This is a genomic window from Haloferax marisrubri (genome assembly GCF_001469875.2).
Taxonomy (GTDB): domain Archaea; phylum Halobacteriota; class Halobacteria; order Halobacteriales; family Haloferacaceae; genus Haloferax; species Haloferax marisrubri.
Genome location: NZ_LOPW02000017.1, coordinates 251,908 through 272,338, shown reverse-complemented (window position 1 = coordinate 272,338; position 20,431 = coordinate 251,908). Strand labels below are relative to the sequence as shown.

Annotated in this window: 18 protein-coding genes; 8 read left to right on the top strand and 10 right to left on the bottom strand. The window is 68.6% G+C overall.

Going from position 1 to position 20,431, the window contains the following annotated elements; all coding sequences use genetic code 11:
- Window positions 1–26 precede the first annotated feature (26 nt).
- On the top strand, window positions 27–1,319 hold the full coding sequence (gene aroA, locus AUR65_RS13580; protein WP_058567560.1) for a 3-phosphoshikimate 1-carboxyvinyltransferase: 1,293 nt from the start codon (window positions 27–29) through the stop codon (window positions 1,317–1,319).
- 66 nt (window positions 1,320–1,385) lie between these two features.
- Complete coding sequence (locus AUR65_RS13575; RefSeq protein ID WP_058567377.1) at window positions 1,386–2,627, top strand: alkaline phosphatase family protein; 1,242 nt, start codon at window positions 1,386–1,388, stop codon at window positions 2,625–2,627.
- Here AUR65_RS13575 and AUR65_RS13570 read toward each other — a convergent pair.
- On the bottom strand, window positions 2,616–3,140 hold the full coding sequence (locus AUR65_RS13570) for a DUF6653 family protein (protein WP_058567376.1): 525 nt from the start codon (window positions 3,138–3,140) through the stop codon (window positions 2,616–2,618). The genes AUR65_RS13575 and AUR65_RS13570 overlap by 12 nt on opposite strands.
- Window positions 3,141–3,246: 106 nt before the next feature.
- On the opposite strand from AUR65_RS13570, the gene aroC reads away from it, so the two are divergent.
- From aroC to AUR65_RS13540, 6 genes are all read left to right on the top strand, one after another.
- Complete coding sequence (gene aroC / locus AUR65_RS13565) at window positions 3,247–4,404, top strand: chorismate synthase (RefSeq protein WP_058567375.1); 1,158 nt, start codon at window positions 3,247–3,249, stop codon at window positions 4,402–4,404.
- 199 nt (window positions 4,405–4,603) lie between these two features.
- Window positions 4,604–6,499: a 2-oxoacid:acceptor oxidoreductase subunit alpha gene (locus tag AUR65_RS13560; RefSeq protein WP_058567374.1), complete on the top strand. Its 1,896-nt coding sequence runs from the start codon at window positions 4,604–4,606 to the stop codon at window positions 6,497–6,499.
- A 3-nt stretch (window positions 6,500–6,502) separates the two neighbouring features.
- Window positions 6,503–7,441, top strand: coding sequence for a thiamine pyrophosphate-dependent enzyme (locus AUR65_RS13555; protein WP_058567373.1), 939 nt, complete (start codon window positions 6,503–6,505; stop codon window positions 7,439–7,441).
- Between the two features lie 118 nt (window positions 7,442–7,559).
- Entirely contained in the window at window positions 7,560–7,988 is a 429-nt protein-coding gene (lrpA1, locus tag AUR65_RS13550) for an HTH-type transcriptional regulator LrpA1 (protein WP_058567372.1), read from the top strand.
- 129 nt (window positions 7,989–8,117) lie between these two features.
- Window positions 8,118–9,437: a DNA polymerase IV gene (gene dinB, locus AUR65_RS13545; protein ID WP_058567371.1), complete on the top strand. Its 1,320-nt coding sequence runs from the start codon at window positions 8,118–8,120 to the stop codon at window positions 9,435–9,437.
- A gap of 63 nt (window positions 9,438–9,500) precedes the next feature.
- Window positions 9,501–11,285, top strand: coding sequence for a helicase HerA domain-containing protein (locus tag AUR65_RS13540; RefSeq protein WP_058567370.1), 1,785 nt, complete (start codon window positions 9,501–9,503; stop codon window positions 11,283–11,285).
- Window positions 11,286–11,339: 54 nt separating this feature from the next.
- Here AUR65_RS13540 and tpiA read toward each other — a convergent pair whose 3' ends face one another.
- The 9 genes from tpiA to AUR65_RS13495 all read right to left on the bottom strand — a co-directional run.
- Window positions 11,340–11,984 carry a triose-phosphate isomerase gene (gene tpiA / locus AUR65_RS13535; RefSeq protein ID WP_008320970.1) on the bottom strand — a complete coding sequence of 215 codons (645 nt, stop codon included), beginning with the start codon at window positions 11,982–11,984 and terminating at the stop codon, window positions 11,340–11,342.
- A 201-nt stretch (window positions 11,985–12,185) separates the two neighbouring features.
- Window positions 12,186–12,707, bottom strand: a complete 522-nt coding sequence (locus tag AUR65_RS13530; protein WP_081909201.1) for a multiprotein bridging factor aMBF1 — start codon at window positions 12,705–12,707, stop codon at window positions 12,186–12,188.
- Between the two features lie 75 nt (window positions 12,708–12,782).
- Complete coding sequence (locus AUR65_RS13525) at window positions 12,783–14,180, bottom strand: sensor histidine kinase (RefSeq protein ID WP_058567369.1); 1,398 nt, start codon at window positions 14,178–14,180, stop codon at window positions 12,783–12,785.
- The gene (locus AUR65_RS13520; RefSeq protein ID WP_058567368.1) at window positions 14,180–15,805 is read right to left on the bottom strand and encodes a methyl-accepting chemotaxis protein; all 1,626 of its coding nucleotides are present in this window, start codon (window positions 15,803–15,805) and stop codon (window positions 14,180–14,182) included. The genes AUR65_RS13525 and AUR65_RS13520 overlap by 1 nt, the downstream gene beginning before the upstream one ends.
- Window positions 15,806–16,130: 325 nt before the next feature.
- On the bottom strand, window positions 16,131–16,733 hold the full coding sequence (locus AUR65_RS13515) for a CDP-alcohol phosphatidyltransferase family protein (protein ID WP_058567367.1): 603 nt from the start codon (window positions 16,731–16,733) through the stop codon (window positions 16,131–16,133).
- A complete protein-coding gene (locus AUR65_RS13510) occupies window positions 16,730–17,239 on the bottom strand; it encodes an adenylate kinase family protein (protein WP_058567366.1) in 510 nt (169 codons plus the stop codon). The genes AUR65_RS13515 and AUR65_RS13510 overlap by 4 nt, the downstream gene beginning before the upstream one ends.
- Window positions 17,236–18,321 (bottom strand): histidinol-phosphate transaminase, encoded by a 1,086-nt coding sequence (gene hisC / locus AUR65_RS13505; protein ID WP_058567365.1) that lies wholly within the window; start codon window positions 18,319–18,321, stop codon window positions 17,236–17,238. The genes AUR65_RS13510 and hisC overlap by 4 nt, the downstream gene beginning before the upstream one ends.
- Window positions 18,322–18,405: 84 nt before the next feature.
- Window positions 18,406–19,986, bottom strand: coding sequence for a GMC family oxidoreductase (locus AUR65_RS13500; RefSeq protein WP_058567364.1), 1,581 nt, complete (start codon window positions 19,984–19,986; stop codon window positions 18,406–18,408).
- Window positions 19,979–20,431: gluconate 2-dehydrogenase subunit 3 family protein (locus tag AUR65_RS13495; RefSeq protein WP_058567363.1), on the bottom strand; the 453-nt coding region annotated here is incomplete at its 5' end. The genes AUR65_RS13495 and AUR65_RS13500, both read right to left, overlap by 8 nt.

The window sequence follows — 20,431 nt, the reverse complement described above, 5'->3', positions numbered from 1 at the left end:
TACCGGACCCTGCCGACCCCTCGCGTATGGACGCGCACGTCTCCCCGTCTCGGGTCGCCGGACGAACCCGAGCGCCGCCGTCGAAGAGTTACACCCACAGAGCCGTCCTCGCCGCGGGCTACAGCGACGAAGCGGTCGTCCGCGACGCGCTCGTCAGCGCCGACACGAAGGCGACCATGCGCGCGGTCGAGGCCTTCGGCGGGTCGGTCGACCGCGACGGCCAGACGGTCGAAGTCACCGGCTTCGGCGGCCGTCCGGGCACGCCCGACGACGTGGTCAACTGCGAGAACTCGGGGACGACGATGCGCCTCGTCACCGGCTGTGCGGCCCTCGGCGAGGGCCTGACGGTCCTCACGGGCGACGCCTCGCTCCGCTCGCGGCCCCACGGCCCGCTTCTCGACGCCGTCTTCGACCTCGACGGCCGCGCCGAGAGCACGCGCCGAAACGGGCAGGCCCCGCTCGTCGTCGGCGACGGCATGACCGGCGGCACCGTCGAGATTCCCGGCGACGTGTCCTCGCAGTTCATCACCGCGCTCCTCATGGCCGGTGCGGTCACAGAGGAGGGCATCGACGTGGAACTCACGACCGAACTCAAGTCCTCGCCGTACGTCGATATCACGCTCGAACTCCTCGCCGACTTCGGCGTGGAAGCGACCCGGACCGACGACGGCTTTTCGGTCCCCGGCGGCCAGTCGTACGCCCCCGAGGGCGGCGCGTACAGCGTCCCCGGCGACTTCTCGTCTATCTCGTACCTGCTCGCGGCCGGCGCGGTCGCGGGCGCGGAGGGCGAGGACGTCGTCATCGAGGGCGCGCGACCGTCCGCACAGGGCGACAGCGCCATCGTCGATATCGTCCGCGACATGGGCGCGACGGTCGAGTGGGACGAAGCGGCGGGCGAACTGACCGTCTCCGCGGCCGACCTCACCGGCACGACCGTGGACGTGGGCGATACGCCCGACCTGCTCCCGACCATCGCGGTCCTCGGCGCTATCGCCGACGGCGACACGGTCATCGAGAACTGCGAGCACGTCCGATTCAAGGAGACCGACCGCGTGAGCGCGATGGCGGAGGAACTCGCGGAGATGGGCGCGAACGTCACCGAACAACAGGACCGCCTCACGATTCACGGCGGCGAGACCGACCTCGTCGGCGCGGCGGTCGACGGCCGCGGCGACCACCGCATCGTCATGTCGCTCGCGGTCGCCGGCCTCGTCGCGGACGGCGAGACGACGATTGCGGGCAGCGAGCACGTGGACGTGTCGTTCCCGAACTTCTTCGAGGCGATGCGCGACCTCGGAGCCGACATGACCGAGCACTGAGGGCGCGACCCGACAACGACCCGTCCGGACGGAACCTTTTTCGCCCGCCCGGACGCCGACGGTGGTATGTTCGACGCCGACGCGCAGGCGCTCCGCGAGCGACAGTCGGACGGTGACTACCTCCTGCCGGCCTACGACGACTGGTGTTTCTCGCGGATTCCGGGGACCGTCGCCGACCTGCTCGGCGCGGATGTCGGGCCGCGACTCCCCGCGTCGGCGACCGAGGGCTACGACGACGTGTCGCAGGTGGTCGTCTTTCTCGTCGACGGCTTCGGCCTCGCCCAGTGGGACGGCGAGCGCGACCGGATTCCCTTCCTCCGCGAGTTCGAGCGCGCGGGTCGCGTCACGCCGCTCACCTCCGTCTCCCCCTCGGAGACGGCCGCCGCGATGAACACGTTCCACTCGGGGGCGTTGCCGTCGGAGCACGGCGTCGTCGGCTGGAACGTCTACGACCCCGACGCCGACGAGATGTTCGAGGCGTTGCCCTTCCTCCGGAAGGACGGCACCGAACCGGAGCGACTCGACCGCGGCGACGTGGCCGACTGCGAGAGCGTCTACCCCGACCTCGCCGACGCGGGCGTCGAGGCGCACCACGTGACGCCGTTCCCGTCCGAGGGGACGGTCCCGCACACCTACGACCCGGAGGACCTCTCGACCTTTTCGGACGCCTTCGCCGAGGCCGCCGACTCGGCCGCGGACCCGTCGTACGTCTTCGCGTACCTCCCGCAGACAGACGCCGTGGCGCACGGCGAGGGCGTCGATTCAGCGGCGTACCGCGAGACGGCCGCCGAGACGTTCGCCCGCGTGGAAGACGCGATAGCGACGCTCGCCGAAACGACCGACGACGAAGACGCGGGCGAGACGCTCGTCTGCGTCACCGCCGACCACGGCCTCGTCGACACCGACCCCGAGCGCAACCCCGACCTCTCGGAACCGCCGTTCGACCTCGTCTCGGACCTGCGGACGCTCACGGACGGGACGCCAGTTCGGTTCTCGGGAAGCCCGCGGAACGTCCACCTCCACCTGCGGGACGAGCGAATCGACCCCGTCTACGACCTGCTCACGACCGAGTTGGACGCGCGGGTGTTCCGGAAGCGCGAGGTGTTAGAGCGGGGGCTGTTCGGTCCCGAGCCCTCGCCGACGTTCGAGCGACGCCTCGGCGACCTCGTGGTCGTCCACCGCGACCTCGGCGTCTGGTACGGCGACGAGGAACCGGGGAACCTCGGTTTCGTCGCCATGCACGGCGGCCTCCACCCCGACGAGATGCTGATTCCGTTCGCCACGGCGACGCTGGACTCACTCCGCTGAGTCGGAGTCGGGGTCGGGGCCGCGACCCGTCACGCCCGTCTCCTTTACGATGGCATCGACCCACCAGAGTTTGAGGGCCATCACGCCGAGCGTGCCGAGGAGCGTGCCGACCGGCCTGCGCCGTATCGCCGAGACGAAGGCGTAGAGCGTGACCGGGACGTTGAGGACATTGAGCACGTTCGGGTAGTCGAGGCCCATCGTCCCGCGCTCGGCGTCGAGCCACTCGCGCTCGGCGAGGACGATTCGACTGAGGTAGGTGTCCGTGCGCGCGGGCCGCGGGAACAACACCGGATTGACCGCGGTGAACGCGAGGGCGGCGAGAAAGAGTCGGCGGTCCCGTCGGTAGACGGCGTACATCAACACCGGGTAGACGAGGATGCGCGTGCCGACGCTCCACGGGTTGGCGTGGCGCTCCCAGAAGGTCGCTTCGAGGCGGTCGCGGAGGCCGGACGCGGACGCGGCGGCGGAGGGGTCGGGGTTGGGGCCGGGGTCGGAGGTGGGCGGCGATTCCATACGGCGGATTCGTCGGCATCGACTATGAACGTGGGGTCGCCGAACCCCCGCCCACGATTGCACCTTTCTACAAACACTAAATGGGCGGCCACCCGAGGGGCGGGTAATGAATGGCAACGAATTCGGTCGTCTCTTTCAGATGACCACCTACGGCGAGAGCCACGGCGACGCGATGGGCGTCACGGTGTCCGGCTGTCCCGCCGGCGTGGAGCTGTCGGTCGAGGACGTACAGCACGAACTGGACCGACGGAAGCCGGGCCAGTCGATGATTACGACGAGTCGCGGCGAACCGGACGCCGTCGTCGTCAACTCCGGCGTGCAGGACGGCTACACGACGGGCACGCCCATCGGGATGGTCGTCCAGAACAAGGACGCCCGTTCGGGCAAGTACGAGCCCTACGTGACCGCGCCGCGGCCCTCCCACGGCGACTTCACGTACTCGGCGAAGTTCGGCACGCGCAACTGGGGCGGCGGCGGTCGCTCCTCGGCGCGCGAGACGGTGAACTGGGTCGCCGCCGGCGCGGTGGCGAAGCAGGTCATCGAGCAGAGCGACTACGACATCGAAATCAAGGCGCACGTGAACCAAATCGGCGACGTGGAAGCGCCGGAGGTCTCCTTCGACGACCTGCGCGAGCACACGGAGGAAAACGACGTGCGGTGTGCGCACCCCGAGACGGCGGCGGAGATGCAGGAACTCATCGAGGAGTACCAGAAGGAAGGCGACTCCATCGGCGGCTCGATTTACTTCGAGGCGCAGGGCGTCCCGCGCGGCCTCGGCGCGCCGCGGTTCGACTCCTTCTCGGCGCGGCTCGGACAGGCGCTCATGTCGGTGCCGGCGGCGACGGCCTTCGAGTTCGGCCTCGGCCGCGAGGCCCGCGAGTGGACCGGCCACGACCGCAACGAGAACTGGGAGTTCGACGAGGAGGGCGACCCCCGCCCCGTCGGCAACAAACACGGCGGCATCCAGGGCGGCATCACGACCGGCGAACCGGTGTACGGCGAACTGACGCTCCACGCGCCCACGTCCATCCCGAAGAAACAGCGGACCGTCGACTGGGAGACCGGCGAGGAAAAGGAGATTCAGGTCGTCGGTCGGCACGACCCCGTGCTCCCGCCCCGCGGCGTCCCGGTCGTCGAGGCGATGCTCTACGTGACCGTCCTCGACTTCATGCTCCTCGGCGGACGCATCAACCCCGACCGGCTCGACGGGCAGGCCGGCGAGTACGACACCCCGTACCACCCGTCGAGTCCCGACAACGAGTAGCGAATCCGATTCCGAGTTATCGTTCACTCTATTCCGTGGGCGTGATAGCCCGTTCGTCCACTTTCGATGGTGGGAGGGTGAGTCAGTTTAACAATATTAAGTCCTTCATTATCTTTCCTTGTTAATCCATAGCAAAGTCTTTAATCGGACCCTCCCCAACTTTTCAGGTAGCGCCCCAGCGGGGCCGTGAGCTCAACATATGACTGACCACGAACTTATCTGGCGTATCGCAGGGGGTTCCGGTGACGGTATCGCCTCGACGAGCCAGAACTTCGCCAAAGCCCTGATGCGAGCGGGGCTACACGTTTTCACGCATCGACACTATCCATCGCGCATCCGCGGTGGCCACACGTACACGGAAGTGCGCGTCAGCGCCGACCCCGTCAAGTCTCGCGGCGACGGGTACAACTTCCTCCTCGCCCTCGGTGACTCCTTCGCCCGGAACCCGAGCGAGGGTGCCTACTACGGCAACGAGGAGATCAAGCCGCTCTCGGAGAACCTCGACGAACTCAACGAAGGCGGCGTCATCGTCTACGACTCCGGTCTGCTCGACGCCTCCGAAATCGAGGACTTCGACGAGCGCGTCGAGGAGAACGACTGGCACGTCTACGACATCGACCTGCGCACCATCGCCCGCGAACACGGTCGCGAGGTCATGCGCAACACCGCCGGTGTCGCCGTCACGTGCGCCATCGCCGACATCGAACCCGACGTCATCAAGAGCCTGATGTCGGACGCGATGCCGGACAAGATTCTCGAACCGAACCTGACCGTCTTCGACGACGCCTACGAGATGGTCCAAGAGGAGTACGACGTCGAGGCTCCCGACGTGTCCGCGCCGACCGGCGAACACGACGAAGAGCAGGTGCTTCTCTCCGGCTCCGACGCCATCGCGTACGGTGCCATCGACGAAGGCTGCCGCTTCATCGCGGGCTACCCGATGACCCCGTGGACGGAAGTCTTCACCATCATGACCCAGAACCTCCCCGAACTCGGCGGCATCTCCGAGCAGGTGGAGGACGAAATCGCCGCCGCCGCGCTGGCAATCGGTGCCTCCCACGCGGGCGTCAAGGCGATGTCCGGGTCCTCCGGTGGCGGCTTCTCGCTCATGTCCGAGCCGCTCGGTCTCGCGGAGATCACCGAGACGCCGCTCGTCCTCGTCGAGGCCATGCGCGCCGGTCCCTCGACGGGTATGCCGACGAAGCCCGAGCAGTCCGACCTCGAGCACGTCCTGTACACCTCGCAGGGCGACTCCCACCGCATCGTCTTCGCGCCCGGTAACGCCGCCGAGGCGTACTACCAGACGCGCAAGGCGTTCCAGATCGCCTACGAGTACCAGATTCCGTCCATCGTCCTCTACGACCAGAAGCTCGGCGGCGAACTCACGAACGTCCCGGCGTCGGTCTTCGACGAGGAGCCGAACGCCGACCTCGGCTCGGTCCTGACGGAAGCGGAACTCGAAGACGCGCCGCACGACGACTCCGGCAAGTACCAGCGCTTCCAGCACGACACCGAAAACGGCGTCTCGCCGCGTTCGCTGCCGGGCCAGAAGGGCGGTCGTTACCTCGCCACGGGTAACGAGCACATGCCCGCGGGTCACATCTCGGAGTCCCCCGAGAACCGCGTCGCGCAGATGAACCGCCGCATGCAGAAGGTCGACAACATCCGTGCCGAACTCGACGCCGACGGCGAGTTCAACACGGTCCACGGCGACGAGGACGCCGACCTCGGCCTCATCACCTTCGGCAGCCAGCAGGGCACCGTCGAAGAGGCCGCAGACGTTCTCAACGAGAAGGGCCACTCGGTCAAGGTCCTCGGCGTCTCCGAGATGATGCCGTTCCCGAAACAGCAGGTCGCGGACTTCCTCGACAGCGTCGACGAGGCGCTCGTCGTCGAGATGACGGCCTCCGCCCAGTTCCGCGGACTCATCTCCAAGGAACTCGGTGGTTACGGCGACCAGATGTCGAGTCTCCTCAAGTACAACGGCAACCCGTTCGAGCCCGCCGACATCGTCGAGGGCTTCGAGACGGCGCTCCTCGAAGGCGAGGAGCTCCCAGACAACCGCACGAAGTTCGTCCCCAAGGTGGGTGAATAAATCATGAGTGCATTCAGCGCAATCGGTGAAGAAACGGAGCAGGACCAAAACGAGTTCACCCCCGGACTCGAACCCCAGCCGACGTGGTGTCCGGGCTGTGGTGACTTCGGTGTCCTCAAGGCGCTCAAAGGCGCGGCGGCCGAACTCGGCCTCTCGCCCGACGAGATGATGGTGACGACCGGTATCGGCTGTTCCGGCAAGCTCAACAGCTACTTCAACAGCTACGGCTTCCACACCATCCACGGCCGCTCGCTGCCCATCGCCCGCGCCGCGAAGTTGGCGAACCCCGGCCTGACCGTGGTCGCCGCCGGCGGTGACGGTGACGGCTACGGCATCGGTGGCAACCACTTCATGCACACCGCTCGTGAGAACCACGACATCACCTACATCGTGTTCAACAACGAGATCTTCGGCCTCACGAAGGGCCAGACCTCGCCCACGTCGCCGATGGGTCACAAGTCGAAGACCCAGCCCCACGGCTCGGCCAAGACGCCGCTCCGCCCGCTCTCGATGTCCCTGAACGCCGGGGCGTCGTACGTCGCGCGGACGGCCGCCGTCAACCCGAACCAGGCGAAGGACATCATCGTGGAAGCCATCCAGCACGACGGCTTCTCCCACGTTGACTTCCTCACGCAGTGTCCGACGTGGAACAAGGACGCCCGTCAGTACGTCCCGTACATCGACATCAACGACTCCGACGACTACGAGTTCGACAACACGGACCGCTCGGAAGCCTCCGAGATGATGTTCGAGACGGAGAACGCCCTCCACGAGGGCACCGTCCTCACCGGCCGGTACTACGTCGACGAAGACCGCCCGTCCTACCAGCAGGAGAAACAGCGCATCGGCGAGATGCCCGAAGAGCCGCTCGCGGAGCGCTACTTCGACGACTCTTACGAGTGGGAGCGGACGTTCGATAACTTCCTCGACAAGCACAAGTAACGCCGACGACGCCGCAGTCGGCGCTCGGTTTTCGGCCGGCGGCCGCGCCGGTTCGATGTGACCGAGAACCCTTTTCGGATTCGCAAGATATTTTTCTCCCGTGCAAAAACCAACGGGCATGGAAACCACGTCCACGGAGGGACGCATCCTCGCCGTCTTGGAGCAAGACGCGAAAGCGTCGTACGCCCAGATTGCAGACCGGGCGGGCGTGTCGAAGCCGACGGTCCGAAAGTACATCCGCAAACTCGAAGACGACGGCGTCATCATCGGCTACTCCGCCGACATCGACCCGAAGAAACTCGCCGGGCAGTCCATCGCCATGGTCGGCATCGACGCGACCAGCGAGCGCTACGTCGAAGTCACGCGCATCCTCAAGGAACTCGACTCGGTCGAGGCGCTCTACACGTCCTCCGGCGACCACATGCTGATGGCCGAGGTCCGCGCCGTCGACGGCGACTCCCTCGGCGACGTCATCTCCGACGAGATTCTGTCTATCGACGGCGTCACGGCCGCGCACCCCTCGTTCCTGCAGGAGCGACTGAAGTAACGCGACCGACGACGACCGACGACGACCGACGACGACCGATTGCGACCGGCTCGCCGCGTCCTTCCGCTCTCGTTTCACTTTCGCCGCGCTATCTGAAGCTTCAGGTACGTCGCGCCCGTCCGTTCGACCATGGCGGAGGAGACGTTGCCGGGTACGACCGCCGACGACGGCCCCGACAGCATCGTCCTTCACGTCGATATGGACTGTTTTTACGCCGCCTGCGAGCGCCTGCGCGAGCCCGAACTCGAAGGCGAGCCGGTGGTCGTCGGCATGGGCTACGAACCCGGCGAGGGCCACGGCGCGGTCGCCACGGCGAGCTACGAGGCCCGCGAGTTCGGCGTCGAGAGCGCCCAGCCGATTTCGACCGCGCTCGAACGCCTCCCGCGAATCGAGGACCTTGGCCCCGACGACGACCCCGCGGCCGCGGGCCGCTACCGCACCGTCGACCTCGAGTTCTACAAGGAGGTCGCCGCCGACGTGAAGGCGATTCTCCACGACTGCGCCGACGTGGTCCGCGAGGTGAGCATCGACGAGGCCTATCTCGACGTGACCGACCGGACCGCGTGGGACCTCGCGGCCTCCGGCGACCGGACGCTGGCGGAGGGCTTCGCCCGCTACGTGAAACAGCGCATCGCCCGCGAGGTCGGCGTCGCGGCCTCCATCGGCGTCGCGCCGAACATGTCGACCGCGAAAATCGCCTCCGACTTCGACAAGCCCGACGGGCTGGTCGTCGTCCGCCCCGGCGAGGTGCGGTCGTTCCTCGCGCCCATCCCGGTCGAGGAGGTCCACGGCGTCGGCCCCGTGACGGCCCGAAAGCTCGGCTCGCTCGGCATCGACACGGCGGGCGACCTCGCCGAGGCCGACGCCTCGGTCCTCGAAGCCGAGTTCGGCTCGCGCGGCCGCGAACTCCACGAGCGGGCCCGCGGTTACGACGACCGGACGGTCACGCCGACGGGCCGGCCCAAGAGCCTCTCGCGAGAGTCGGCGTTCACCGAACCGACCGACGACATCGAGGACAAGCGGGAGGTCGTCCGCGCGCTCGCGGCCGACGTGGCCGACCGCGCGAACTCTCGCGGGGCGATGTACCGGACCATCGGTATCAAGGTGGTCGTCCCGCCGTTCGACATCAACACGCGGGCGACGTCGCTTTCCGGGCCCGTGGACGACCCGGAACTCGTCGAGTCGGTCGCGCTCGACTTACTCGACGCCGAGTTCGAAGAGACGACCGTCCGAAAGCTCGGGGTCCGCGTCTCGAAGCTCTCCTTCGCGGACGCCGACCAGTCGAGTCTCGACGGCTGGGAGTCGGCCGGGGCTGGCGGCGACGACGACAACCCCGATGGCCGCGTCAGCGACGACCGAGCCGACGACGCCAGCGACGACGAGCCCCCAAAGGCCGGGGGTGGAGACCGCTCGCACGAGGGGCAGTCGTCGCTCGTCGAGTTCGACTGAGTCCCCGGGACCGACGGGGCGAGGGGGAGGAACTATGGCGTCCGAGGGAGTCCACCAAATCGGATGACGGATTCGGACACGGAAACCATCTCGGTCGCCGAGATCAGCGACGGTCCAGGGGGAGAGGGAACCGAAGAACCGGGGACGACGGTCGACCTACCGGTGGTCGATATCCTCACCGGCCGGGGGTTCGTCACGGGCAAGTCCGGGTCGGGCAAGTCGAACACGGCGTCGGTCATCATCGAGAACCTGCTGTCGGCGAACTTCCCGGTGCTCATCGTCGACACGGACGGCGAGTACTACGGCCTCAAACAGGAGTTCGAACTGCTCCACGCCGGGGCCGACGACGAGTGCGACATTCAGGTGAGCCCCGAGCACGCGGAGCGACTCGCCACGCTCGCGCTCGAACAGAACGTTCCCATCATCCTCGACGTGTCCGGCTACCTCGACGACGCGGCCTCCGACGAACTGGTGACGGAGGTCGCAAAACACCTCTTTGCGAAGGAAAAGAAGCTCAAGAAGCCGTTTTTGATGCTCATCGAGGAGTGCCACGAGTACATCCCCGAGAAGGGCGGGATGGACGAGGCGGGCAAGATGCTCATCAAAATCGGGAAGCGCGGCCGCAAACACGGCCTCGGCGTCGTCGGCATCTCCCAGCGCCCCGCCGACGTGAAAAAGGACTTCATCACCCAGTGCGACTGGCTCGTCTGGCACCGCCTCACGTGGCGCAACGACACCAAGGTCGTCGGGCGAATCCTCGGCTCGGAGTACGCCGACGCTATCGAGGACATGGGCAACGGCGAGGGCTTCCTCGTCACCGACTGGTCCGAGTCGATTCGGCGCGTGCAGTTCCACAAGAAACAGACGTTCGACGCGGGCGCGACTCCGGGGCTCGACGACTTCGAGCGTCCGGACCTGAAGTCCGTCGACGGCGACCTCGTCTCGGACCTCAAGGAGATTTCCGACGAGAAGGCCAGACAGGAGAGCCGCATCGCCGACCTCAGACAGGAGATAGACAAGAAGGACGCGCGGATTCGACAGCTCGAACGCGAGTTGGAGGAGGCGCGTGACCTCTCTCGGATGGCCGACCAGTTCGCGCAGGCGATGTTCCAGAAGGCCGAAGCGCCCTACCGCGGCGGCGACGGCCGTAACCTCAACCGCCCCACGGAAAAGCAGGCCGCGCTCGGCGAGTACAACGAGGCCACCGACGGCGACGTGGCGGACGCGGCCGCCGACGCCGATGCCGAGTCTACTGGCGGCGACGATGGGGCCGGAGACGCGCCGGACGCGCTGTCTCGACGGCCGCTCGAAGCGCCCTCCGGGCCGCCGTGGCCGACCCACGGCCTGCTCTCCGAGGGCGGCGAGGCGACGGCCGACGGCACGGGCGGGCCGAGAGGCGCGGGCACGGAGAGCGAGGCGGCCCCGCCGGCCGACGACGAGTCGTGGCTGGCGGACGCCGAGATGGGCGACTTCGAGCCGGCCGAACTCCACCCCGCGCCGGGCGCGGAGAACCGCCGCGACGTGGTCGACCGCATGACCGCAATCGTGGGCGCGCTGGGCGACGTGCACCACGGGATGCTCGCACACTACCGCGAGCGCGGCGTCTCCGGCCCGCTCGCCGCCCACGTCGCCGCCGGCGAGACGGGCGACCAGCACCTCGCCTACGGGCGGAACCGGTCGCTCCGCCGCGCGGGCTTCATCCGCCACGCCGGCCGCGGGAAGTACGAGTACGCGCTGCCGGACCTCGTGAGCGACGAGTACGCGGACCTCTTGGACGAGGACGAACTCCGGGAGACGGTCGCGGCTATCGAGGCGTCGTTCGTCGAAGAAGAAGCCGACGGCGAGTAGACGCGAGACGCGACGCGGGCCGTCGGCCGGAGTCTGAGTGGTTTTTCGACGCGCTTACAGCCCGGAGACGAGGTCTTCGAGCGCCGCGCGCGGGTCGTCGGCCTTGGCGACGCCGGAGGCGAGCAGGATACCGGACGCGCCGAGTTCCTCGGCGGTCACCACGTCGTCGCCGGTCGAGATGCCCGCGCCGCAGTAGACGTCCACGTCGTCGTCCACGTTGGCCGCGGCGTCGACGGCGTCGGTGACGATGCCGGGGTCGGCGGTCGCGACGGAGACGTCGCCGCCGATGAGCTCCGGCGGCTCGACGGCGACCGAGTCGGGGCCGAGCGCGGAGACCGCGCCGATTTGGGCGGGGTTGTTGGCGCAGACGCAGGTTTCGAGGCCCGCTCGCTCGGCGGCCTGTACGGAGCCGTCGATGTCGGCGAGCTTCAGGCGCTTTTCGGAGTGGTTGATGAGCGTGCCGACCGCGCCGGCCTCGGCGACGGCCTCGGCGAGGGTGCTGCCGGTGTGGCTGCCGTGGCCGTTCGGGTCGACGTGCTGGGCCCACGTCTCGACGCCGGTGTCGGCGACGCGGGAGATGTCGGCCGCCTGGGGGGAGACGGCGATGCGGACGCCGGACTCCTCGGCCACGTCGCGCGCGGCGGTGGCGACTTCGATCGGGTCACACGGGTACGCCTTGAGGTTGACTAGGATGAACACAGTCGAAGTCGGGTCCGGCGAGACTAATAAATTGGTTTTCGGGGCCGCGATTGCCACGAGACGGCGTCTCGCGGGCGGAAAATCGTGATAAACGGAACGGCGGTGTCGGGCGCGCGGTTCCCGCGACGGGTCGTCGGAATCGGCGTCGTTGGCGTCGTCGTCGGCGTCGGCGTCGGCGTCGGTCGCGGGGGACGGGCCGCGTCAGTCCTTGCGCTTGACGACGTCGCCGAGGGTGGTCGTCGTGGAGCCGCCGCCGGACCACTCGGAGTCGTCGTCGCTCTCGCCTTCGACCAGCGAGATGTCGAGTTTGCGCTCGATTTTCTTCCGGACGGAGTCCGGCGGCATGATGTCGCCGCGTTCGAGCTTGCGGATGAGGCTCGCCTTCTCGTTGAGCGACTGGGCGAGCTCTTCTTGGCTCATTCCGCGGGACTCCCGCGCCTGCCGGATGCGGTCGTCGTAGTCGGTCGCGATTTCGTCCATGTCGTCGAACATGTCGCGGCGGCGGCGCTTCGACGACGAGGAAGAAGACGACCCCGAGGAGCGAGAGGAGTTCGAGCCCGACGAGGAGGACGTGGAGTACTTCGTGCTCGCGCTGGAAGTCGACTCGGTGCGGACCTCCGTGCCGAACTCGGCGCAGTCGTCACACAGCTGCAGTTCTGCGCCTTCGACCTTCACAGTCTTCAGAGAGGCTTGGTCGGAGCCGCACATCTCGCACTGAGGCATACACTCACGTACCCGCCCGCCGCGTATAAAAGGCACGCCACCGGCCACCGAATCGCCCGGGACGCGACGAGGTCGCTACCGACTCCCGTCCGCCAGCGGGAGCGTCAGTTGGACGGTGCTCCACCCGTCGCGTCGGTCGTAATCGACTCGCCCGCCCGCGGACTCGACCACCCACTTGACGACCCACAGCCCCAGCCCGGAGCCGTGGCTGAGTTGCGTGATGTCCTCGTCGCCGAAGACGGCCGCCCACTCGATTTCTGGGATGCCGTCGCCGTCGTCGCTGACGCGGAGCGTCGCGTCGTTCTCGCACCGCTTCGCCTCGATGCGGACCGTCACGTCCTCGGGCGTGTGTTCGAGCGCGTTCTCCACGACGTTGGCGAACGCCTGCGCGAGTTTCGGCCCGACAGACACCGGGAGCGACGACGGGAGGTTGAGGTCGAACGTCGCCGCGGGGAACCGGGTGCGCCGCGGTTCGACGACGGCGCGGACCGTCTCGGTCGCATCGACCACCTCGTCGGGCCGCTGGTCGTCGAGGACGGCGGCCGCGGTTCGGGCCTTCTCGCTGACCCGCAGGAGTTTCTCGGTGTGCACGGCGATGCGCCCGGCCGCGTGGTCGACGCTCGGGTCGGCCGTCGCCTCGCGTATCTCCTCGGCCATGCCGAGGACGACGTTCATCTCGTTTCGGAGGTTGTGCCGGAGGACGCGCTGGAGCACTTGCAGGTGTTCTCTGGCTCTGCGCTGGCCGGTGATGTCGGAGTAGATGGAAAAGCCGTACTGCTTCCCGTCGCCGCGGCTGTAGGGGATGCCGCGATAGAGGAACTCGCGTCTGCCCCACGCGGTCTGCCGGGTGACGATGGCGTGGTTGGCCTTCCCGTCGGCGGTCCGCTGGTCGAAATCGACCGCCTCGTCGTCAGCGCCCGGCGGGACGATGAAGTCGTTGAGCGACTCGCCGCGGACCTCGGCCGCGTCGTAGCCGAAGATGGCCTCGAACCCCGGATTCACCGCCCTGACGACCGGCTCGATACCGACGATTTCGAACTCGATGACCGCGTCGTCGATGAGGTCGAACAGGTGGTCGAAACGGTCCCGCTCGGTGTGCAGTCGCGCGGCCGCCGGCTCCGACGGTTCGCGGCAGACCGCCCCGGCGACCCGCCCCGCGCCGGTGTCGTCGCTGTCGGTGTCTCTCTCGGTGTCGTCGTCGCGTCCGGGATACGGGGTGAACTCGACGAGAACGTCGTCGCCTCCTATCGCCGCCCTGCCATCGACGCCCGAGAGCCGACAGCGACACTGATGGCTCTCCCACCCGTCAACCGCTCGCGTGGCGTCGAGCGCGGCGCGGACGTCCGGCCAGTCCTCGGCGACGACGAAGTCAGAGAGCGGACGCCCACGGAGCGTCGCGGCGTCCGCGCCGAGGTGCGCCGCGAACCCGTCGCTCGCGCGGGCCACGGCCCCCGCCGCGTCGAGGACGAACATCACTCGACGAGCGTCGCGTACGGCGGTCGGTCCCGGGTTCGGAGTCGGCGGGTCGCCTCGGAGACGCCGGCCGGTGCGGTCGTGAGTTCGACGCGCTGTGCCGCGCCGTCGCGGGACGCCCTGAGGACGTAGTCCGCCGCGCCCGTGTAGAACGCGCCGAACTGCGCTTCGACGGACGACCCGTCGACGACGTTGAGGACGGTGTCGTCGTCGCCGAGGACGCCGTCGTCGTTCGCGTAGCGGGCCTCCCGTGCGGCCGACTCGCCCATGACGGCGATTTCGCCCGCGATGTTGCCGATGACGAACAGTCGGTCGGAGCGCCGCTCGGCGGTCGTCCGGTTGACCGCGTCCAAGGGTCTGCGGTCGAGGTCGAACACGTTGTACTCCGTCCGCCACTCGCCGAACGCGTCGAGGACGAACAGCCGGTCGCCGTCAAGCGCGTCCGCGAACGAGAGGCCGACCGCGTCGAGAGCGGCGGCGAGCGTCCGTCGGTCAAGCGAGGGCGGCGGCGTAATCGACACGGCGTACCCCGCGTCGAGCGCCGCGGCGGCCAGTTGCGCGACGAGCCCGTCGACCGCCACCTCCCCGTCGTGTTGGACGACGGCGCGACTGCCGACGGCGAACCCGCCGCCGCAGAGGTCGTCGAGTCCGTCGACGCCAGTCGGGATTCGCTCCGTGTCCGCGATTCGCTCGGACCGCGACTGCGACGCGGAGTCGAGCGCGCCGCTGATTTCTCGGAGCATCGTCGTCTGCTCCGCGCGCGCCCCGCGAATCGTCTCCACGTCGTCTTCGATGTGGTCTGCGCCCTCGGCGACGCGCTCGATGCGCGCCGCGACCGCCTCGGTCGTCTTGGCCTGCTGGTCGGTCGCTTCGGAGACTGACTTCGTCCCGTTCGCCGTCTCCTCGACGGCCTCGGTGACGGCGTCGAGGCTCTGCATGGTCTCTTCGACCTGCTCGGTCCCGCGGTCGATCTCCGAAACGACGGCTTCGAGGTGGTCGACCGTCTCGTCGGTCTCCTCGCGGACCGTCCCGAGCACGGCGTCGATTTCGTCCGCCTGCGACTGCGCCTCCTCGGCGAGCGTCTTCACCTCGTCGGCGACGACAGCGAAGCCGTCGCCCTCCTCGCCCGCGCGGGCGGCCTCGATGGAGGCGTTGAGCGCGAGCAGGTTCGTCTGCGCGGCGATGTCGTCGATGCCGGCCAGCGCGTCGGCGACGCTGTCGACGCGCGCGCGGAACGCCTCGACTTCGTCGGCCACGGCGGTGCTGACGGCGCGAACGTCCTCCATCACCTCGATGGCCTCGCGCGCCGACGACCGGCCCTCGGCGGCCCGTTCGGCGGCCCGCTCCGACCGGTCGCTGACCTCGGTCGCGGTCGCCGCTATCTCCTCGACGGTCGCCGAGAGGTCCGACACGTCGTCGACGGCCGCCGCCGCGTCGTCGGCCTGCGTCTCGGTCCGGCGGGATATCCCGTCGAGTTGACCGTCGACGGTGCTCGAAATCTCGCGCACCACGTCCAGCGCGCCCTTCGCGTTGGCGACCATCGCGTCGTCGCCCGCGGCGTCGGTCCTCCCGGGGCGTTTCGGCTCGGGTCCCGCGTTGAGGCCGCCGTCTTCCGAGCGCGTCACGGCCGGACACGCTCCAGATTCAAAACTGAACATAACCGAAGCCGACGCTGGAATCGTGGCCTATTCAGGCGTTGTATGGTGTAATTCAGAATCATTTGAAGATGGTAACTGGTGATAATCTCAATCATATAAATCTGGTTCACCGGGCAAGATCCACACTCGGTACTGGGGGGTGAGTACTTGCGTGCGAGTGAACACGGACCCCCGAAACGAATCGAAAGAGAGTGTAGACGCGACCGGTTCGGGGGGTCGGCCGGGTCGGTTCTGGTTGTCGAGTCGGGCGACGCCGGTCAGGTCAGGTCAGGTCAGGTCAGGTCAGGTCAGGTCAGGTCAGGTCGCTCCACGCGCCCCAGAAACGCTGGACCGCGGTGAGGTGGCCGACGACGGCGAAGAACACGAGGAGCCAGCCGACGAGCGTGAACCCGCCGAGCGTGCCGGTGTAGACGGCGGACGCGAGGCCGACGAGTCCCATGAGCGCCAGTCGGTCGGCGCGCCCGACGAGGCCGCCGTAGGCGCGCCCGAGGCCGACCGCCTGAATCTGCGTGCCGAGGTAGGAGGTCATGAGGACGCCCGTGACCGCGGCGAGGCCCAGCGCGAACGAGTCGATACCGGCGGCGAGACCGACGATGACGACGATGTCGGCGTAGCGGTCGAGCACGTGGTCCAGCAGGTCGCCGGCCTTCGAGGAGACGCCCTGCTCGCGGGCGAGCGCGCCGTCCACGAGGTCGAGCCAGCCGTTACAGAAGACGAACACCGCGCCGAGGCCGTACCAAAGCGGGTCGGCGAGGCCGAAGGCGACGCCGGCGGCGACGGCGAACCCGAAGGCGACGACGCTCACGCCGTTCGGCGAGAGGCCGGCGGCGTCGGCGACCGAGACGAACGGGGCGAGCAACTTGTCGGCGGTGTCGCGGTACTGGTCGAGCGTCATAGGTAGTCGATGAAGTCGACGGTCCCCGCCGAGGGTTCGCGCTCGCCCGCGACGACCGCCGCGATGTCGTCGGCGACGGCGTCGGGGTCGCGCTCTGTCGTGTCGATTTCGTACACCGACTCCTCGCCGTGGAACTCGACGGCCTCGCCGAGAATCACGTCCAGCGCCTCGGACTCGCGGTTCTCGCGCGCCTTCGTCTCGGCTTCGCCGCGGTCGAGGAGGCGCTGTTCGAGGATGTCGGGGCGACAGCGAAGCACGACCACGCGGTCGGCTTCGAAGTGGTGTGCGAGGTGGCTCTCGACGATACCGTCCCAGTCGCCGAGTTCGTCGCGGGCGGCGTCGAGGTCCACGACGAGCGTGTCACGCTCCTCGTCGCGCTCGGTCCAGAGGTCCTCGTCTTTCACGAGTCGGTTGAGGTGGACCACGTCGAGGTCGAGGTCGTCGGCGACGCGCTCGGTGGCGGTGGTCTTGCCGGTGCCGGGCGTGCCGGTGACGACGACTCTCACGCCGGCGGCACCTCCGAGACGATGCGGTTGAGCACGTCCACGGCGCGCTTGGTCTGTGCTTCAGTGCCGCAGGAGACGCGGATGCACTCCGGCAGGCCGAAACTCCCGCAGTCGCGGACGATGACGCCCTCGCGCTGGGCGGCCTCGGTGACGGCGGTGGCGTCGCCGACCTCCACGAGGACGAAGTTGCCCTCGCTTTCCCACGTCGGCGCGTCGAGGTGTTCGCGGAGGTACTCGCGGGACCACCGGGCCGACTCGACGGATTTCTCGACGTGTTCCTCGTCGTCGAGCGCGGCGAGCGCGGCGCGGCAGGCGACCTCGCTGGCGGCGAACGGCGTGTTCACGCGGGCGTAGGCGTCGGCCCACGCCTCGGGCACACAAGCGTAGCCGATGCGGAGGCCGGCCAGCCCGTAGGCCTTCGAGAACGTCCGCAGGACCGCGATGTTGTCGTATTCCGAGAGCAGGTCGATGGCCGACGGTTCCTCGGCGAACTCGCCGTAGGCCTCGTCGACGACGAGGAGCGTGTGGTCTTCGACCGACTCGGCGAGTTCGACGAGTTCGTCCCGCGGGAGCACGGACCCCGTCGGGTTGTGCGGCGTCGTGAGATAGACCATGCGTTCGCCGTCGTAGGCGTCGAGGACGAGGTCGGCGGTCTGTTCGAAGTCGTCGCCCTTCGACACCTCGTACTGGACGGCGTCGCCGTGGTGGTACCGGGCGCTCATCGAGTAGTACGAAAAGCCGGGTGCGGGTTCGAGAATCCGGTCGTCCGGTTCGAGCATCGCGCGGGTCAGGTAGTCGATAGAGCCGTCCGCGCCGGGCGACACCCACACCTGTTCGGCTTCGAGGCCCCACTTGTCGGCGAGGCGCTCGGTCAGGTCCGTGTGGGCCGTCTTCGGGTAGACGCTCACGGTCGGCGCGGCGTCTTCGATGGCGGCGACCGCCTTCGGACTCGGGCCGTGGGGGTTCTCGTTCGAGGAGAGTTTCGTCAGGTCTTCGGGGTCCATCCCGAGTTCGCGGGCGACCTCCTCTGTCCCGCGGCCGGGTACGTAGGGAGCGTGCGCGGAGAGGTCCCGTGGTTGCATGGTCGGAAAATGCGGGTCGCGGTTCTTAAGCGTGCGTACTCCGGGTCGGACGAGGCGGGGTGCGGGAGGCGGCTCCGACGGGCGCTACCCGAGTTCGGCCCGAAGCGACTCGGCGAGTCGAAGCGAGAGCGCCGCGATGGTGAGCGTCGGGTTCATCGCGCCCCCCGTCGGGAAGACGCTCGACCCGGAAATCCAGAGGTTGTCGAGGTCGTGGGCGCGGCACTCGGCGTCCACGACGCTCGACTCGGGGTCGTCGCCCATCCGCGTCGTCCCCATGTGGTGGTACGCGGGGCCGGTCTCGTCGGGGCCGACGGTCCAGCGGTCCTCGACGCCGAGTTCGTCCAGCACGCGCGCCTGAATCTCGTTGGCCCGCGAGAGCGCGGCCTCCGTCTGTTCGTCGACGGACCAGTGTATCTCGGGGACGGGGTCGCCGAGGTCGTCGGTCGTCTCCCGGTCGAGGCCGACGTAGTTGTCCTCGCGGGGGAGCTGTTCGACCAGCGCGCCCATGGACACGTGCGTGCCGTAGCTCTCGTCCAACTGGTCGAGCAGGTCGTCGCCCCACGTGTCGGCGTGGAGGGCGTCGATGACCGGCGACGGGCCGGCGTAGTTGAGAAACTCCAGTTTGAGGCCGTTGACCGGGTCGGCCTCGTCGTAGAACTGGTGGCACTCGCTGGTGTTGAAGCCGACGTGGTTCTGTCGCGTGGGACGGTCGAGCCGACCGCCCGCCCCGGCGAACAGGTGGTCCATGAAGTACCGACCGACGACTCCCGAGGAGTTGGCGAGGCCGTCGGGGTAGCGGTCGGAGTCGGACAGCAACAGCAGTCTGACGTTCTCGACGCCGCCGCAGGCGAGGACGAACTGGGTCGCCTCCTGCCTGTGGGTCTCGCCGTCGGGCGTCGTGTACGCCGCGGCGACGACGCGCTCGCCCGCCTCGTCGTGTTCGAGCCGTCGGACTCGCGCCCGGTCGATGACCCGCGCGCCCGCGGCTTCGGCCTTTTCGACGTGGGACTCGGCGGTGTACTTCGCGCCGGAGGGACAGACCGGCTTGCACGTTCCGTAGCCGACGCAGGGCGACCGGTCGTCGTACGGTTCGGAGTTGCGGGCGTTGCCCACGGAGTGCATGTCGATGCCGAGGCGCTCGCAGGCCTCGGCGAAGATGGAGTCCGAGTGCGACGGCCGGAAGGCGGGAAGCGGGTAGGGCTCGTCCCGCGGCGGCGCGTAGGGGTTGTCGGCCGCGCCCGCGACGCCAAACTCGCGTTCCGCGGCGGCGTAGTACGGCTGGAGGTCGTCGTAACCGATTGGCCAGTCGGCCCCGACGCCGTGTCTGGAGTCGAGTTCGAAGTCGCGCTCGTGGAGGCGCATCACCATCCCCTGCCAGTGGAGCGTCGACCCGCCGACGCCCTTCACGCGGGCGGCGTTCAGCGGGTAGAACGACTCGCCCGAGGAGGAAAACGCGTCCCGCGGGCCGCCCATCTCCCACGGGCCGCCGAGGCCGGGGCGGATATGCTGTTCTAGTTGCTCCCGCCTGTCGCCGTCGAACCGCGGCCCGGCTTCGAGGACGACGACCGTCGCCCCCGACTCGGCGAGTCGATGGGCGACGAGGCCGCCGGCGGGCCCGGCACCGACGATGCACACGTCGGCGTCGTCGACGGGGGTCCTATCCATCGCGCTCACCGCCGGAGTCGGTCGTCTCGGGTCCGTCCATCGTCGCCCGTCGGTAGCTCTCGGCCCCGCCGGGGTGGCCGATAGGGTTCTCGATGCCGGCGAGGCGGCCGCCGGTCGGCGAGGCGTAGAAGGCGTAGAGCAGTTCGTTCACGACGTGAAACCGGAGGCGCTCGGAGAGCGTCCCGTCCGGAACCGGGTCGGCCGCGTCGACGCCGAGTTCGCGGAGCAGGCGGTCGCGGTCGTCCGCAGGCAGGTCGGCGAAGGCCGCGCCCTCCCAGTCGCGGGCCACGTCGTCCAACTCGGTCGCGGCGTCGACCATCGCGGCCCGCCGCGAGTCGTCTCTCGCGCGCCCGACGACGTACGTCTCGACGAACTCCGAGACGCCCTCGGCCGCGCTCGGGTAGACCACCTCGCCCGCGGCGACCATCGTCTCGCGCACCGCGGC